This is a genomic window from Herbidospora sp. RD11066 (assembly GCF_054661255.1).
The window spans coordinates 187,601-203,710 of sequence record NZ_BAAGDO010000012.1; the positions used below are offsets into that span (position 1 = coordinate 187,601).

General features: G+C 71.3%; 13 protein-coding genes. 2 read left to right on the forward strand and 11 right to left on the reverse strand.

What is annotated here, in order from left to right:
• Positions 1–127 precede the first annotated feature (127 nt).
• From ACYQ78_RS34930 to ACYQ78_RS34960, 7 genes are all read right to left on the reverse strand, one after another.
• Positions 128–391 (reverse strand): hypothetical protein, encoded by a 264-nt coding sequence (locus ACYQ78_RS34930; protein ID WP_459805242.1) that lies wholly within the window; start codon positions 389–391, stop codon positions 128–130.
• A 234-nt stretch (positions 392–625) separates the two neighbouring features.
• Positions 626–1,816, reverse strand: a complete 1,191-nt coding sequence (locus ACYQ78_RS34935; protein WP_459805243.1) for an MFS transporter — start codon at positions 1,814–1,816, stop codon at positions 626–628.
• A gap of 63 nt (positions 1,817–1,879) precedes the next feature.
• Entirely contained in the window at positions 1,880–3,274 is a 1,395-nt protein-coding gene (locus ACYQ78_RS34940) for an ABC transporter substrate-binding protein (protein WP_459805244.1), read from the reverse strand.
• A 12-nt stretch (positions 3,275–3,286) separates the two neighbouring features.
• On the reverse strand, positions 3,287–4,234 hold the full coding sequence (locus ACYQ78_RS34945) for a Gfo/Idh/MocA family protein (protein WP_459805245.1): 948 nt from the start codon (positions 4,232–4,234) through the stop codon (positions 3,287–3,289).
• Positions 4,231–5,184, reverse strand: coding sequence for an NAD(P)-dependent oxidoreductase (locus ACYQ78_RS34950; protein ID WP_459805246.1), 954 nt, complete (start codon positions 5,182–5,184; stop codon positions 4,231–4,233). The genes ACYQ78_RS34945 and ACYQ78_RS34950 overlap by 4 nt, the downstream gene beginning before the upstream one ends.
• Positions 5,181–6,011 carry a DUF6807 family protein gene (locus ACYQ78_RS34955; RefSeq protein WP_459805247.1) on the reverse strand — a complete coding sequence of 277 codons (831 nt, stop codon included), beginning with the start codon at positions 6,009–6,011 and terminating at the stop codon, positions 5,181–5,183. Before ACYQ78_RS34955 ends, ACYQ78_RS34950 begins: the two co-directional genes overlap by 4 nt.
• Positions 6,004–7,107 (reverse strand): Gfo/Idh/MocA family protein, encoded by a 1,104-nt coding sequence (locus ACYQ78_RS34960; RefSeq protein ID WP_459805248.1) that lies wholly within the window; start codon positions 7,105–7,107, stop codon positions 6,004–6,006. Before ACYQ78_RS34960 ends, ACYQ78_RS34955 begins: the two co-directional genes overlap by 8 nt.
• A 79-nt stretch (positions 7,108–7,186) precedes the next feature.
• Here ACYQ78_RS34960 and ACYQ78_RS34965 point away from each other — a divergent pair, with 79 nt between their 5' ends.
• A complete protein-coding gene (locus tag ACYQ78_RS34965; RefSeq protein WP_459805249.1) occupies positions 7,187–8,332 on the forward strand; it encodes a XylR family transcriptional regulator in 1,146 nt (381 codons plus the stop codon).
• On the opposite strand, the gene ACYQ78_RS34970 is transcribed toward ACYQ78_RS34965, so the two are convergent.
• Positions 8,329–9,156, reverse strand: coding sequence for a carbohydrate ABC transporter permease (locus tag ACYQ78_RS34970; RefSeq protein ID WP_459805250.1), 828 nt, complete (start codon positions 9,154–9,156; stop codon positions 8,329–8,331). The two genes, ACYQ78_RS34965 and ACYQ78_RS34970, sit on opposite strands and share 4 nt — an antisense overlap.
• Complete coding sequence (locus tag ACYQ78_RS34975; RefSeq protein WP_459805251.1) at positions 9,153–10,061, reverse strand: carbohydrate ABC transporter permease; 909 nt, start codon at positions 10,059–10,061, stop codon at positions 9,153–9,155. The genes ACYQ78_RS34970 and ACYQ78_RS34975 overlap by 4 nt, the downstream gene beginning before the upstream one ends.
• A 229-nt stretch (positions 10,062–10,290) precedes the next feature.
• On the opposite strand from ACYQ78_RS34975, the gene ACYQ78_RS34980 reads away from it, so the two are divergent.
• The gene (locus ACYQ78_RS34980) at positions 10,291–13,275 is read left to right on the forward strand and encodes an AfsR/SARP family transcriptional regulator (RefSeq protein WP_459805252.1); all 2,985 of its coding nucleotides are present in this window, start codon (positions 10,291–10,293) and stop codon (positions 13,273–13,275) included.
• Here ACYQ78_RS34980 and ACYQ78_RS34985 read toward each other — a convergent pair.
• Together ACYQ78_RS34985 and ACYQ78_RS34990 are read right to left on the reverse strand one after the other, a co-directional pair.
• Positions 13,272–13,418: a hypothetical protein gene (locus tag ACYQ78_RS34985; RefSeq protein WP_459805253.1), complete on the reverse strand. Its 147-nt coding sequence runs from the start codon at positions 13,416–13,418 to the stop codon at positions 13,272–13,274. The two genes, ACYQ78_RS34980 and ACYQ78_RS34985, sit on opposite strands and share 4 nt — an antisense overlap.
• Before the next feature lie 81 nt (positions 13,419–13,499).
• On the reverse strand, positions 13,500–16,094 hold the full coding sequence (locus ACYQ78_RS34990; protein WP_459805254.1) for a LuxR C-terminal-related transcriptional regulator: 2,595 nt from the start codon (positions 16,092–16,094) through the stop codon (positions 13,500–13,502).
• Positions 16,095–16,110: the final 16 nt, after the last annotated feature.

Sequence of the window (16,110 nt, forward strand, 5' to 3'; positions counted from 1 at the left end):
CACACCACTCGTTGGTAAAGCCCTTATGCGGCCCTTATGTGAGCGGGGGCGTACACAAAAGGATCCACCGCCCGGGACGGCCCGGACGGTGGAGGTGGGAGCTACTCCTCGGCTACTACGCCACTGCTCACCACCAGCCGTGCCCGTGGTGATGCGGGTGGTAGTGGTGGTTGTAGTGGTAGTTGTTGTAGTGGTTGTAGTGGTTGTGGTGGCGGTAGTAGTTGTCGTCCCAGCGGTGATGGCTGGGTGCGACACTCGCCGACGTGCTCACTGCGGTGGTCGTCGCCGGGCTCGCGGCCTCGGTGGCGGAAGCCGCCGACACCGGGCCCAGGACCAGGGCCGCCGCTCCGAGGAACCCGGCCCCCACCATCGCGAATCGCTTGCCGTTCATGGGTACTCCTCTGGGTTCTCCCGACGTTGTGTACACTTCTACCTTTTTCGACTTCCGGCCGAATAGCGAGCGAAGTGGCGTCGATTTGAGGCTGGTTGGACGAGGTTGTAGACACCGATAAGCGCGCCTTGTCCAACGGGCCACGGATGAACCCGCGAGTGGCCCTCGTTTGGGTTTAGCGAGAACCATTTCCCGAAAATCGCGGAGAACGCCGTGAAAGGCGGGGTTCGCCCATCACGTCGAGGTAACGACGAGGGCGTTTCTCCGGCCCGCGGCCCAGATCGCGAGGGCGACGACCGACAGCGTCATGCCCGCCAGGGTCACCGCCCGCCACCCGCCCATCGACCACAGCGCCGAGGCCGCCGCCGAGCCGATCGCGCCGCCGATGAAGTTGACCGTCACGTAGGCCGTGTTCAAGCGGCTGCGGGCCTCGTGGGAGATCGCGAACATGCGCGTCTGGTTGAGGATGTTGAGGCCCTGTATCCCGGCGTCGATCAGCACCACGATCACCAGGATCACCGCGATCGACCCGCCGGCGAACCCGGCCACGCCGAACGACACCAGCACCAGCACCCACAGCAACCCGGTCGCGGGCAGCGACCAGCCGCGGTCGTGGAGGCGTCCGGCCCGCTGGGCGGCCAGGGCTCCGGCCAGCCCGGCCAGGCCGAACAGGCCGATCACCGAGACCGGGTAGTCGAAGGGCGGGGAGCTGAGGAGGAAGGTCAGCGACGTCCAGAACATGGTGAAGGTCGCGAAGCCGGTGGCCGACAGGACGAGCGTCCAGCGGACCACGCGCTCGCGCCGGACCACGCCGAAGACCGACGCGATCAGCAGGTGGTAGGGCAGCCGGGTCTTGGGTTCCAGGTCGGGGATGGCCCGGTAGAGCAGGACGGCGAACAGCACCGCCACGACCGAGGCCGCCACGAAGATGGTGCGCCAGCCCGCGAACTGGGCGACGAGACCGCTGATCGTCCGGGAGACCAGGATGCCGGTCAGGATGCCCGAGGCGACCGTCCCGACCACGTGGCCGCGCTTCGACTCCTCGGCCAGGTCACCGGCCAGGGGCGTGAGGAGCTGCCCGGCCACGGTCGTGAGGCCGAGCAGCGAGATCGCCGCCAGCAGCAGGCCGAACGTCGGCGCCAGCGCGCACAGCACCAGCACCCCCGCCGTCACCAGCAGCATCACCGGGATCAGCTTGCGCCGGTTCAGCACGTCGCCCAGCGGCACGAACAGCAGGATCCCCAGGGCGTAGCCCACCTGGGTGGCCGTCACCAGCAGGCCCGCGCTGGCCGTCGAGGCGTCGAGGTCGGCGGCGATGAAATCGAGGAGGGGCTGGGCCCAGTAGAGGTTGCCGACCGCCGCGCCACCGGCGACGGCGAACAGGAACGTGAGACGGGGGGTCATGACCTGGGGCTGGGCACTCACCGGGCCATGCTCGCACGTGCCCGGCCGCCGCCCCCGCGCAGGGGACGGCGGCCGGGGCCCCTATCAGCCCGTGGCCTGGGTCGCGTAGACCGGCGGGATCACCCCGGCGGCCAGGTCGGTCTTGAACGCCTTGTCCATCCCGGCGCAGAACTCGGCCGCGCCCATGTCGCCGTTCACGACCTTGTCGATGTTCTCCACGATGTACTGCTCGGCCTTGCCGCCGAAGGACGTCCACGAGGTGTAGCCGACCTCGCCCTTCTCGGAGGCGTCGTTGATCTTCTGGTAGTGGTCGACGATCTTCGGGTCGACGCCGGGCGGGACGTCGGCCGGGGTGAAGGAGACCGGGAGCGGCAGCCGCTGGCCGGCCGCGGTGGCCTCCCACATGGTCTTGGTGTCGTTGAGCATCCAGCTCACGTAGGACGCGGCGGCCGGGAGGTTCTTCGAGTGGGCGTTGAGCGACATCGTGCCGCCGACCGACAGCGGGTAGACGCCCTGGGGCACGCCCGGGGCCAGCGGGGGCAGCGGGACCTCGGCCCACTCCTGGCCCGACTCCTTGAAGTATTCGTCGAGGGCGCCGAACTCCCAGCTTCCGGAGATCAGCATGGCGCCCTTGCCCTGCGCCATCATGGCGTACTTCTGGGGGTCCTGAAGGGTGAAGTACTGCTTGGCGCCGCCCGCGAAGTAGCCCTTCTCGAAGTAGTCGGCCAGCAGCTGGATCGAGTCGACGAACGACTGGTCGGTCCAGGGCAGGGCGCCGGAGAGCGCCTGGTTGATCTTGCCGGGACCGGCGTAGCCGTTCATGAACGACGACACCAGCCAGTCGGTGGCGCCCTGGTAGGTGGCGTTGCCGTTGACGAACGGGATCACGCCCTTGGCCTGCATCTGACCGGCGAGCGCCTCCAGGGAGGCCCGGTCGGTCGGCGGGGTCCAGCCGTTCTTCTCGAACAGGGTCTTGTTGTAGAAGAGGACGAGCGCCTCGTAGTAGAGCGGGACGGCCTGGAACTTCCCGTCGATGATCCCCATGTCGTAGGCCCACGGGAGGATGCGGTCCTTCCAGCCCTCCTTGTCGGCCAGCGGCCCGAGGTCGGCCAGATATCCGGCCTGGGCGTAGGGGACGGCGTCGGAGGAGCCGGGGGTCTCGATGAAGTCGGGGCCGCGCCCGGCCGCCAGGGCGGTCTTGACCTTCTCCTTGAGGGTGCTGGCGACGTTGGCCACCGCGTCGACCGTGACCTTGGGGTGCTGCTTCGTGAACGGGTCGATGTACCAGGTCTCGTAGTCGGTACGCGCCTTCTCGGTGTTGGCGTCGACTCCGTACCACATCGTGAGGTTCCCGCCGATCTCGGCGGGGGCGGCGGCCGTGGGCACCACCGTGTTGTTCTTCACCGCTGGGGGTTCCGAGGCGCAACCGCCCAGCAGGGCGAGCGCGGCCACCAGCGCGAAGGTTCGGCGTGGGACCATATCGGGCTCCTTCTAAAAAGGGGGTACGGCGACGGGAACGCCACCGCGCAGGGCCGAGGCGTGGGCGGCGAGGCCCACCGCCGTCCAGTTGGCGGCCCGGGTCTGGTCGATCGCGGGCGGGCGCCCCTCGACGACGGCGGATACGAATTCGTGCACGAGATGCGGATGCGAACCTTCGTGGCCGCCGCTCGTGTGGGGGCGGATCTCCTCGGGGAGCAGGTCGGGCCGGTCGGGCGGGGTGATCGCCGAGGTGGTGACCTGCCGGCCCCGGCCCGCGGGGTCCCCCAGCACGTGGACGCGGTCCCACTCGAAGCCCAGCCGGTCTCCGTAGACCGCGAAGGACTCCTCGTAGGGGCGGGCCACGTCGTGCAGCGACCGGGTCAGCTCCACGACGGCGTCGTGGTCGGAGAGACGTACGAGAGCGGATTCGACGGCCATGCCACCGAGGGCGGTGACCTCCGCGGCGCGGCGGTCGAGCAGGTGCAGGATCGGCCCGATCGCGTGGGTGGCGTAGTGCATGGGCGGCAGGCCGGCCCAGTAGCCGGGCCAGCCGGTCATGTCCTGGGTGTGCACGCCGCGCGCGTAGGTGATCCGGCCGAAGTCAAGCTCACGGGCGTAGAGGTACTGCCGCGTGTAGACGGCGGTCTCCATCATCATGTACGTCGTCCCGGCCCGCTCCCGGGCCGCCAGGATGCGCTCGACGTCGCCGAACGACAGGGCCATCGGCACCGTGCTGGCGACGTGTTTGCCCGCCTCCAGCGCGGCGATCACGTGGGCGGCCCGGTCGGGCAGCCCGGTGACGACGTGCACGGCGTCGACCGTGGGGTCGGCCAGCACCTCTTCGAGGGAGGTGCCCTCCAGGGGATCGGCCGTCACCACCGACGACACGAGGGGGTGGTCGCGGTAGATCGGGACGAACGCGCGGCCGAACCCCAGGCCCGCCACCGCGACCTTGATCATCTGCCCGGCCTCGGGAACAGCGCGGCCAGCGCCTCGGCCAGCCGGATGTTGGACTCCCGGGTCCGCCCGGCGTTGTGCGGCGTGTGCACCACGTTGGGGCGGCCGAGCAGCGGGTCGTCGAGCGGCACCGGCTCGACGTCGAACACGTCGGCGGCCAGGCTGAGCTCGTCGTCGAGCACCCGGCGGCGCAGCTCCGGCATGTCGACCACGGCGGCCCTGGTGACCAGCACGACCAGGCAGCCCGTGGGCAGCGCCCGGATCAGCTCGGGGGTGATCAGTCCCTCGGTCGAGGGCAGCAGCGGCACCATCGGCGCGAAGATCTCCGCGTCGCGGACCAGGTGCTCCAGCTGGAGCACCCGGCGGGCCCCGGCCCGGTGGAACGACGGCTCGGGGGCGAACGGGTCCCAGGCCGCGACGTCGGCGCCCAGCATGTGGGTGAACGAGGCGTAGCGGCTGGCGATGTTGCCCGCGCCGACGATCCTGACCCGGGTCCCCTCGACGGTGCCGCCGGTGAAGCGGGGGTCGTCGGAGTACTGGCCGTACTTGTAGTCCCACTCGCCGAGGCCGCCGATGATCTCGTGGTGGGTCTGCGGGATGCGGCGCAGCGCGCCGATCGTCAGGCCCAGCGCGAACTCCGACACCGACTGGCCCCAGTAGCCCTCCGAGGGCAGTTTGAGCTGGTGGAGGCCCCTTTGGGCAAAAAGCTCGTCGGTCTCGGGCAGGGAGCGGTAGCCGTTGCTGGCGTAGACCTCGGTGAGGTGGGGCAGCCGGTCGAGGTCCTCGGTCGTCGGCAGCAGGCCGAGGGAGACCAGCCGGTCGGTGTCGGCGGGCAGACCCTCCAGATCGGACTGCCGGAAAAGCGTCGTACCGGGAAGCAGACCGGTCAGGTGGTCGACGGTGAAGGGCCAGTGCCACTCGTAGTCGGGGGTGGCGACGATCACGGTCTTCATCGGGCGAACTCCGTCCAGATCTCGTCGATGGCCGCGACGTCCACGGGGTCGGCGAAGACCGCCACGCGGTGCCGGAAGGCCCTCTCGGAACCCGCCTCGATCGACCAGGCCCCGGCCACGCAGGCGCTCGGGGCGACGCCGAGCTCGTTGTCGACCCGCCAGGGCACGGGGTGTTCGAGGTTGTCGGGGTGGTCCATGATCGCGACCTGCGCCTCGCCGGTGTGGCCGGGGACCGCCATCGTCACGGCCACCCAGCGGGCCCGCTGCTGCTCGGTCTCGGCGCCGGTCTGCCCCTCGCTGTTGACCGCGTGGCCGCCGGTCTCCTTCCGGTACGGCATCCGCAGGAACAGGCCACCGTACGGGTATGCGCCGAAGGTCAGCGGGATCTCGGCGTGGAAGGCCAGCACGACGTCGAGGTCGTAGCGGTCGCCGTGGTCGGTGAGCAGCCAGTCCTGGGTCTCGCGCATCATCAGGGTGCCGTCGGGGTGGCGGTAGTCGGTGGCGACCGACCACCAGGCGCGGTTCCCGTCGGCCTTCGGGGCGTCCCGCAGGCGGGGGTGGAAGGTGCCGTCGGTGGCGGCGGCGGCCGGGCGCAGGCCCTCCAGCCAGAAGCCGATGCCGTTGACGTCGTTGAGGCCGACGTAGAGGCCGTGCTGCCAGGGGTGGTGGTCGGGGGCGTCCTCGGTGATCGCCGCGGTGCCGCCGGGGACGACGATCGGGTGGATGTAGGGGCGCCGGTCGGGCGAGGCGTTCTGGACCACGATCGGGGTCGGGGAACCCGTGTGGAAGATCCCGGCCCAACCGGCGTCGGAGGTGACCTCAAGCATTTCCGTACCTCGGCAGTTCGATCTCGGTGTTGCGCAGGGCCGACTCGTGGGCGCAGATGCCGGCGCTGGTCCAGTTGGCGGCCTGGTAGACGTCCGGGAACGGGCGGCGGCCTTCCAGGATCGCGGTCAGGAACTCGTGGGCCAGGTGGGGGTGGGAGCCGCCGTGGCCGCCGCCCTGGGTGAAGGAGAGGTGCTGGTTCTCGTCGGCGTCGTAGACGCCTCCGGTGGTGAACGGGCGGATCTCCTCGGGGAGCAGGTGGGCGAAGTCGGGCACCTCCACGCGCTGTCCGTCTTCGCCGGTGAAGACCACCGGGCGCTCCCGTTCGAGCTGCTGCCACTCGTAGCTCTTGAGGGAGCCGTAGACGTCGAAGCTCTCGACGTATTCGCGGGCGACGTCGTAGAGGGAGCGGGTGACCTCCATCGCGACGTCGGAGTCGCGCAGGGTGAAGACGGCGCTCTCGGCCGCGAAGTGCAGGCCCGCCTCGGGATCGCGACCGCCGACCCGTCCCGATCCGACGCACCTGACCGACGCGGCCTCGGCGCCCGCCAGCGCCAGCAGCGGCGCCACCGCGTGGGTGGCGTAGTGCATCGGCGCCATGGTCTCCCAGTAGGCCGGCCAGCCGGCCATCTCCTGCATGTGGGCGCCCCGCAGGAACTGGATGCGCCCGAGCTCACCGCTGTCGAACATCTGCCTGGCCAGCAGGAACTCCCGCGTGTAGACCGCGGTCTCCATCATCATGTACGCCCGGCCGGACGCCTCCTGGGCCGCCACGACCCGGGCGCAGTCGTCCAGCGAGATCGCCATCGGCACTGTGCAGGCGACGTGCTTGCCCGCGTTCAGCGCCTTGATCGACTGCTCGGCGTGGGCCTGGATCGGGGTGTTGATGTGCACCGCGTCGATCGTGGGGTCGGCCAGCATCTCGTCGTAGTCGGTGTGGCGGCCTTCGATGCCGAAGTGGTCGGCGAGTTCGTTGAGGGGGCCCTCCGACCGCTGGCACACGGCGACCAGTTCGGCGTTCGGATGCGCCTGGTAGATCGGAATGAACTCGGCTCCGAACCCGAGCCCCGCGAGGGCGACGCGCACCTTGTCTGTCATGGCGACCAAGTTACGAACGACGCTGAACTGCGACCATGCATTATCTCGCAGCCTTCCTTTGATTTAGTACAGTCACCGAATGGCTCGGACCCGTCACGTCGCGCTCCTCGTGGAGACCTCCAACGCCTACGCGCGGGGGCTCCTGGTGGGCATCAAGAAGTACCTCGTCACCCATCCCGGCTGGTCGATCTACCTGGGCGAGCACAGCCGTCAGGAGACCGACCTGTCGTGGCTCGACGGCTGGCGCGGTGACGGCGTGCTCGCCCGGATCGAGAACTCCCACACCGCCTCCCACGTGCGGCGGCTGGGGGTGCCCGCGGTCGACCTGAGCGCGGCCTACCTGGCCCCCGAGCTGCCCTGCGTGGAGACCGACGACGACGCGATCGCCCGGCTGGCGGTCGAACACTTCACCACCCGGGGGCTGCGCACGCTGGCCTTCTGCGGCGACGACCAGTTCGGGTGGTCGGTCAAGCGGGGCGCCGGGTTCGCCGCGCACGCCGCCGCCCACGGCCTGGCGGCCCACGAGTTCAAGATGGAGCACCACCGCAACCTGGCGGTCGAGCGCGAGGCGATGGCCCGCTGGCTCGACGGGCTGCCCAAGCCGGTGGGCGTGCTGGCCTGCTACGACATCGCCGGGCAGGAGATCCTGGAGGCGTGCAAGATCGCCGGTCTGGCGGTGCCCGACACGGTGGCGGTGCTGGGCGTCGACAACGACGAGCTGATCTGCAACCTGACCACCCCGCCGCTGTCCAGCGTCCAGCCCGACACGACCGAGACCGGCTACCTGGCCGCGTCCCTGCTCGACCAGATGATGGGCGGCGCCGACCTGCCGCCCCAGCTCCATCTGATGAAGCCGCTGCGGGTGGTGACCCGCCAGTCGAGCGACATCCTGGCCGTCGGCGACCCGATCGTGGCGAAGGCCCTGCGGGTGATCAGGGACCGCGTCGACGAGGGGCTGCCGGTCGAGGCGGTGCAGCGCCACGTGGGGCTGTCGCGCCGCTCGCTCGACTACCGGTTCATGCAGGTGCTGGGCCGCACGGTCCACGAGGAGATCACTCGTGTACGCATGGAGCGCCTCGCCGACCTGCTCGTGCAGACCGACTGGTCGCTGCCGCAGCTCGCCTCCCGGATGAACTTCAGCCACTCCGAGTACATGGGGGTGGCGTTCAAGAAGTTCACCGGCAAGTCTCCGGGCGAGTATCGCCGCGCCCATCGCGCCCGTTAACCCTTCACCGCGCCGCTGGCCAGGCCCGCGATGAACTTGCGCTGCATGAACAGGAACAGCACGGCCGCGGGGATGACCATGATCACGGCGGCGGCGTTGACCAGCCCGAAGAGCTGGGTGTGCCCCTGGCTGTAGTTGAGCAGCGCGGTCGCCATCGGGAACTTGTCGGGGTCGGTCAGGAAGATGACCGCGAACATCAGCTCCGAGTAGGCCCCCAGCCCCGACACCAGCCCCACCGTCAGCAGCCCCGGCCGGGCCAGCGGCAGGATGATCCGCCAGGCGACCTGGAGTTCGTTGGCGCCGTCGATCCTGGCCGCCTCGTCGAGCTCCTTCGGGATGCCGACCAGGAACGTGCGCAGCAGCAGCACCGAGAACGGCGTGTTCAGCGCGACGTAGATGATGATCAGGCCGGGCAGGCTGTCGATCAGGGACAGGTTCGTCCACAGGTAGAACAGCGGCACGATGAACATCTGCACCGGCAGCGAGATCACCACGAACAGGTAGTTCTCGAACCCCCGCTTGAACGGCAGGTCGAGCCGGGCCATCGCGTAGGCGCACATGCCGGCCGTCACGCAGGTGCCGATGACCGTGCCGCCGACCAGGATGACGCTGTTCCACATGCCCTGGCCGATGCTGCCCTGCGTCCAGGCCTCGCTGTAGTTGGAGAAGTCGAGGCCCGAGGGCAGGCCGAGCGGGTTGTTGCCGAGTTCCAGGTTCGACTTGAACGAGTTGAACACCAGCACCAGCAGCGGCAGCCCGGCGAACAGGGCCAGCAGGATCAGGACGGTGTAGGAGATCGGCGTGCGCCGCAGCCCCTTGTTCATCGCGCGTCCTCGTTCCTGCGGATGAAGTGGAAGATCACGAGCATGATCCCGCCGAGCAGTGAGATCACCAGGGCCATGAACGAGGCGTAACCGGCCTCTCCGCCGGTCAGGCCGGTGCGGTTGATGAGCAGCGACACCAGGTCGCTCGACCCGGCCGGGCCGCCGCCGGTGATCGCGTAGGAGTAGTCGAAGGCCAGCAGCGAGCCGACCGAGACGATCATGATGGCGAACATCAGGGTCGACCGGATGCCGGGCAGGGTGACGTGCCAGAACTCCCGGAACGGCGAGGCGCCGTCGATCCTGGCCGCCTCGAACAGCGCGGGCTCGACGCCCTGCATCGCGGCCAGGAACAGCACGACGAGGAAGCCCCAGTAGTGCCAGTTGTCGACGAAGGCGACGCTGTAGAGCGACAGGTTCGAGTCGCCGAAGAAGTAGACGTCGTTGAGGAAGGTGATGCCCATCTTGTCGAGCTGGGCGGCGATCCCGGTGGCGGGGTCGAGCAGGCTCTTCCAGATCTGCGCGTTGACGACGCTGGCGATCACGTACGGGATGAAGAAGATCACCCGGAACAGCGAGGCGCCCCTCTTGATGCGCGACAGCATGAACGCGCCGACCAGTCCCATGATCGTCGGGACGGACAGGAAGATCGCCAGCCAGATGAAGTTGTGGCCGAGGGCGTTCCAGAACGTCGGGTCGTCCATCAGCCTCAGGGCGTTCTCGAGGCCGGTGAACCTGGGTGCGGAGAAGCCGTTCCAGTCGGTCCAGGCGTAGTAAAGGCTGCTCACCGCCGGACCGGCGATGACGAGCAGGTTGATGGCGAGCGCGGGGAAGGCGAAGGCGATGGCCACCATCCGCCGCCCGCGTCTGCGTCGGCGGCGCTCGGCCTCAAGCGTGGTGGTGGTCACCTCTCGGCCGCTCCCTTCTGTGTCGGATTTCGGCCGTATTGCGCCGTCTGTACTCTTCATCCCTCTAAGTACGAATAGGGGGTACAAACGGTTACGGTGCCGTATCGGCGAGTTTTCGTTGTGCAGAGCAACGTACGTAGCCCGCGTCCCGGGAGCCATGCAGTATCTCGCTGGGTTCCTTCGATCCCTTACACACCTCGAGAGGCGGCGACCCGATAGATTGCCGCTTATGTGGATGGGGGTCCTCGGCCCGCTGACCCTCACGGCCGACGACGGCGTGATCCCGCTGCGGTCGGCCAAACAGCGATTACTCCTGGCCGGGCTGATCAGCCGGGCGAACACGATCGTGCCGGTCGACCGGCTCTGCGACCTGCTGTGGGACTCGCCGCCCGCGTCGGCCAAGGAGAACCTGCGGCTGTACGTCTACCAGCTCCGCCGGACCGTCGCCGACATGGAGCGCATCGTCCGCCACCCCTCCGGCTACGCGCTGAGCGTGCGGGCCGGCGAGCTCGACGTCCACCTCTTCGAGCACCGCGCCGCCGAAGGCGCCCGCGCCCTGGCCGACGGCGACCCGGCACGGGCCAGCGCGCTGCTCACCGACGCCCTGGCCCTGTGGCGCGGCCCCGCCTACGACGACCTCGCCGGGATCCCGTTCCTGCGGCAGGAGGCCCACCGCCTCGACGAACTCCGGCTGCGCACCGGGGAGCGGCGGGTCGAGGCCGAGCTGGCCCTCGGGCGCCACGCCGACCTGGTGGGCGAGCTCACCGCCCAGGTCGCCCGGCATCCCGGCCGCGAGGCGCTGCGCGGCCTGCTGATGCTGGCGCTGCACCGCGCCGGGCGCCGCGCCGACGCCCTGGAGGTCTACCGGTCGGGGCGGCGGCTCCTGGTCGCCGAGCAGGGCCGCGAACCCGGCTCCGACCTGGTCGAACTGCACGCCGCGATCCTGCGCTCCGACCCGTCGCTCGAACCGCCCCGCGCCGTGGTGCGGACATCCGGCCCGGCCGAGCAGCTCGTGCCGGTGCCCGCGCAGCTCCCGCCCGGCGTGGCCGGGTTCACCGGCCGCGACGCCGAACTCGCCGCGCTCGACCGGATCCTCGCCGACCGGTCGGCCCAGGGGGTGCCCGCGTTCCTCGGGGTGACCGGCATGGGCGGGGTCGGCAAGACCGGCCTGGCCGTCCACTGGGCCCATCGGGTCGCGCACCTGTTCCCCGACGGGCAGCTCTACGCCGACCTGCACGGATACGCCGAGCACATCGAGCCGGTGGCGGTCGAGAAGGTGGTCGACGGGTTCCTGCGGGCGCTGGGGGTGCCGGGCAACCGGATCCCGGCCGACCCCGAGGAGTGGACCGGTCTGCTGCGCAGCGCGCTGGCCGGGCGGCGGGTGCTCATGGTGCTCGACAACGCCAGGAACGCCGCCCAGATCCGGGCGCTGCTGCCCGGCTCGGCGACCTGCGCGGCCATCGTGACCAGCCGCGACAGCCTCGACGGCCTGGTCTCCCGCGACGGCGCCCAGGTGGTCAGGCTGGGCACCCTCGCGCCGGGCGACGCGCTGGCCGTGCTCGCCGACGTCGCGGGAACGGCCCGATTACGCCGCGACCCGGCGGCGGCCCGGCTCGCGGCCCTGTGCGACGGCCTGCCGCTGGCCCTGCGCATCGCCGGGGCCCGCCTGGCCGGACGCCCCGACGTGACCGCCGCCGACCTGGCCCGGCGCTTCGCCGACGAACGCCGCCGCCTCGACGAACTGGCCCACGGCGACGTGCGCCTGCGCACCCACTTCGCGCTCAGCTACCGCAGCCTCGACCCGGCGGAGGCCCGGCTGTTCCGGCTGCTCGGCCTGCTCGACACCACCTCGTTCGGCACCTGGGTCGGCGCCGCCCTCCTCGACGGCGACCCGTACACCGCCCACGGCCTCATCGAACGGCTCGTCGACGCCCAGCTCCTCGAAGTCGACTGCTGGTCGCCGGACCACCCGCCGCGCTACCACTTCCACGACCTGGTCCGCCTCTACGCCCGCGAACGCGCCCTGGCCGAGGAGCCCCCCGCCGAACGCGCCGCCGCCCTGGCCCGCGCCTACGGCGGCCTGCTCGCCCTCGCCGGTGAGGCCCACATCCGCGTGTACGGCGGCGACTACGTCGTCCTCCACGACGACGCCCCCCGCTGGCGCCCCGACCGGGCGACCGTCGACCGGCTGCTGGCCGACCCGCTCGGCTGGTTGGAGATCGAACGGTCGTCGCTGGTCAGGGCGATCGTCCACACCACCGACCACCGCCTGGCGTGGGACCTGGCGATGACCTCGGTGACCCTCTTCGAGTCCCACTTCCACCTGGCCGACTGGGAGACCACCCACGAGGCCGCCCTGGCCGCCACCCGGGCGGCGGGGAACGTCCGGGGCCAGGCCGCCATGCTCTACGGCCTGGGCAGCCTCGCCCTCGCCCGCCAGCGCTACCCCGAGGCGCGGCGCCTGCTCGACCAGGCCCGCGACCTGTTCGCCTCGGTCGGCGAGAGCCACGGCGGGGCGCTGACCCTGCGCAACCTGGCCATCCTCGACCGTTCGACCGGACGCCTCGACGACGCCGCGGCGGCGGCGGAGACGGCCCTCCCGCTGCTGCGCGCGACCGGCGACCGGGTCGCCGAGGCCCACGTGCTGGCGGGGCTGGCCCAGATCAGCCTCGACCGCGACCAGTTCGATACCGGGGAGGAGCTGCTGCGCGAGTCGCTGGCCGTCTTCGAGGAGGTCGGCAACGTGCGGGGCCAGGCGCAGGCCCGGTTCCGGCTCGGCGACAACCACCTGCGGCGCCGCCGTCACGAGGCGGCGGCCGAGTGTTTCGGGGCGGCGCTGCCGCTGGTCAGAGGGCTGGGCGACCTGCTGGGCGAGGCCTATGTGCTGCGCGGGCTCGGCCAGGCGCAGGCCGAACTCGGCGCGACCGCCGAGGCCGACCACACGCTGCGCGCGGCGCTGAAGATCGCCGAGACGCTCGACGAACCGTTCGCGCGGGCGTCGGCGCTGCTCGCGCTCGGCGAGCTGCGGACCGGACGGCCGGAGGCCGGTGACCACGTCGCCCGCGCGCTGGCGATCTTCACCGCGATGGGCAACGACCCCTGGCGGGCCCGCGCGCTACGGGCGCTGGCGGCCATCAGCGAGACGCGTGGCGACCACGACCGCACCAGGAGCCTGCTCCGGCAGGCCGAAGAGGTCTCCAGCCGGATCGGCTAGATCTTCTTGAGGCTGGTACCCCACAGCATGTTGGCGAGCACGGGCCCCTCGGGCACGGCCGGCGCGGACGGCGCGGGCACCACGGCCATCACCGCGAGCGCCGACATGAGCGCGACCGCCGACTTCCGAATCTTCGCCGACATCCGGGAGACTCCCTCTACTAGGTCCGATTTCCCTTCACGCTCGCACAGATCGCGTATAAGGCCCGTATACCGGCCCGGTCGTCAGGGGTCATTCGGGCCGAGCACCTGGGCCAGCGCCTGGCGGCCCGAGACCCCGAGTTTCGTGTAGACCCGGCCCAGGTGGTTGTTGACCGTGCGGAGCGACAGGTCGAGGCGGTCGGCGACCGCCCGGCCCGACAGGCCCGAGACCACCAGTTTGGCGATCTGGAGTTCGCGGGGGGTCAGGGCCGTCTCGCCTCCCGACAGTTCCGACTGCGGCGTCCTCGCCCCGCCGCAATCGGCCAGGAGTTCTCTGGCCAGGGTCTGCGCGTTCTTGGCGGCCGTCCGTCGTCCGGCCGCCACGAGTAACCGATATGACGTCGCCGCGCATTCGGCGCCCGCGAGCGTGTGGCCGAGCCGGTGCAGCGGCACCGCCGACTCCAGCAGCAGATCGGGGTCCTCGGCGGCGTAGGCCGTCGCCATCGCGGCGAACACCCTGGTCACCGGGGTCGGGGTGACGGCCGACAGTTCGGCCAGCCGCTCGCGGACCGAGGCGGCGCCGCCCATCCGGCAGGCGTCGGCCAGCGCGTGCGCCTCCAGCAGCGGCGCCCCGGCTCTGCGGGCCTCCTTCGCGGCGGTGACCGCGAGTTCCACTCCGCGCGTCAGGTCGGAGGCCGCGGCGGCGGCCCAGGCGCGGTTGCGGTTGATCCACGGGTCGACCAGGGCGCCGGGCGGGGCCGGGGAGTCGTCCATCCGGGCCAGCCACTGGTCGGCGCCGGCCGTGTCGCCCGCCATGGCGTGGGCGCCGACGAGTTCGGACAGGTAGAGGCGCTGGAGGCGGAGCGGGTCGTGGCCTTCGAGCAGCACGATCGACTCGCGGAGCGCCTGCTGCGCCAGGGTCATCCGGCCCTGCGACTTGGCGACGATGCCGCGCAGGCCCGTCCAGATGCCGACGAGTTGCGGCAGGCCGGTCTCGACGGCCTCCTCGTAACCCGCCTCCACGGCGGCGGACGCGTCGGCGAGCGCCCCCGCCACCACCAGCGCCACGCAGCGGACGCTGCGGACCTGGCTCTGCGCCCTCGGGAGCGTGTTGCGGTGGTCGATCGCGACGCGCAGGCCGGTCGCGGCGGCCTGGTCGATGAGCCGCCGGTCGCCCGCCAGGCCCGCCGCGACCATGACCGCCGTGGCGGCCCAGGTGACGGCGCGGGGTGGGAGCTGCGGGTCGGGCGGGGCCAGCAGGGCGGTGCCGACCGCGATCGAGCGGGCGACGTGGCCCTCCAGCAGGGTGATCCACGTCGACACCGCTTCGGCGGCGCGTTCGCCGGTGGGGTGGCCTCCGGCGGGGGCGGCCTCGCGGTGCCAGTAGTCGATGCGTTCCTGGAGCATGGCGCGGCGGTCGGAGCTCTCCTCGTCGGGGCAGTCCTCCGGCTCGGGCAGGATGCCGGCCGCCGCCTCGTAGCGGCCCTGCCAGGCGAGCACCTCGGCCAGCGTCAGGTCGGCGTCGACGCCGCCACCGGCGTCGCGGGTGGCCATGGCGAGCCGTTCGGCCATGTCGAACTCCAGGTGCTCGGCGGCCTGGCGGGCCCCGGCGAGCAGTTCGCCGACCGAGGAGCCGAGCCCGGCCCGGTGCCGGGCGACCGCCAGCTCCAGCGCGTCGTCGGCGCGGCGGCGCGGGGTCTTGCCGAGCGACTCGGCCAGGTTCTCCCAGATCGCCCGGTAGCGGGCGCGGGGCATCCTGGCCCTGATCACCCCGGCGTACGCCGGGATCCTCAGCCGGGTCTGGATGCGCAGGCCCGACCGTTCGAGCATGACCAGGCCCCGGCGTTCGGCCTCGACGACGGCCGCGTGGCCGGTGATCGCCTCCACCACGGGCTGGCTGAGCGGCTCCTTGCAGGCCAGCACCTCCAGGACGCTCAGCACGGCGGCGTCGTCGACGTCCATCTGGGCCTCGATGAGGTCGCCCAGCCTGCCGGTGACGCGCAGATTTCCTTCCAGGTGCCACAGGCCGTCGACGTTGCGGAGGGTCTTTCCCTCCAGGGCCGACTGGACCAGTTCGTACAGGACCAGAGGATTTCCCGCCGACAGGCGGCGCAGGCTGCGCCGGGTGACGGCGTCGAGCGGGCCGCCCAGGCCGCGTTCGAGGACGGCGTCGATCTCGTCGTCGTCGAGCGGCTGGAGTTCGACCCGGCGGGCCACCCGCTCCTTCCACAGCGCGGTCACCACGTCGGGCGCGGTCTGCCCCTGCCGGACGGTGAGCAGCACGAACGTGCGGGTGTGCACGGCGAGCTGGAAGATCAGCGCGGCCGAGGCCGAGTCGAGCAGATGGGCGTCGTCGACCACCAGCACCGGTCGCTTTCCGCCGGGGGCGCTGAAGCGGTCCACGATCCGGGCGAAGGTGCCCAGCGCCTCGCCCGGGGGCGCCAGGTGGAGCAGCGCGCCGAGGGGGATCGTGCCGGAGGCGCGGGTGCCGGTCGCCCAGAAGCCGGGATGGCCCGCGGCCGTCAGCCGGGTCACCGCCTCCTTGGCCAGGCGGGTGCGGCCCACCCCCGGTGGGCCGACGACCACGACGCCTTCGATGTCGGGCTGCGCCGCCGATTCGGTGATGACGCGAAGGGCCGCGGCGCGTCCGACGAGCGGCCATGAACTTCTGGGGCGCACGTCAGGTCCCATTTCG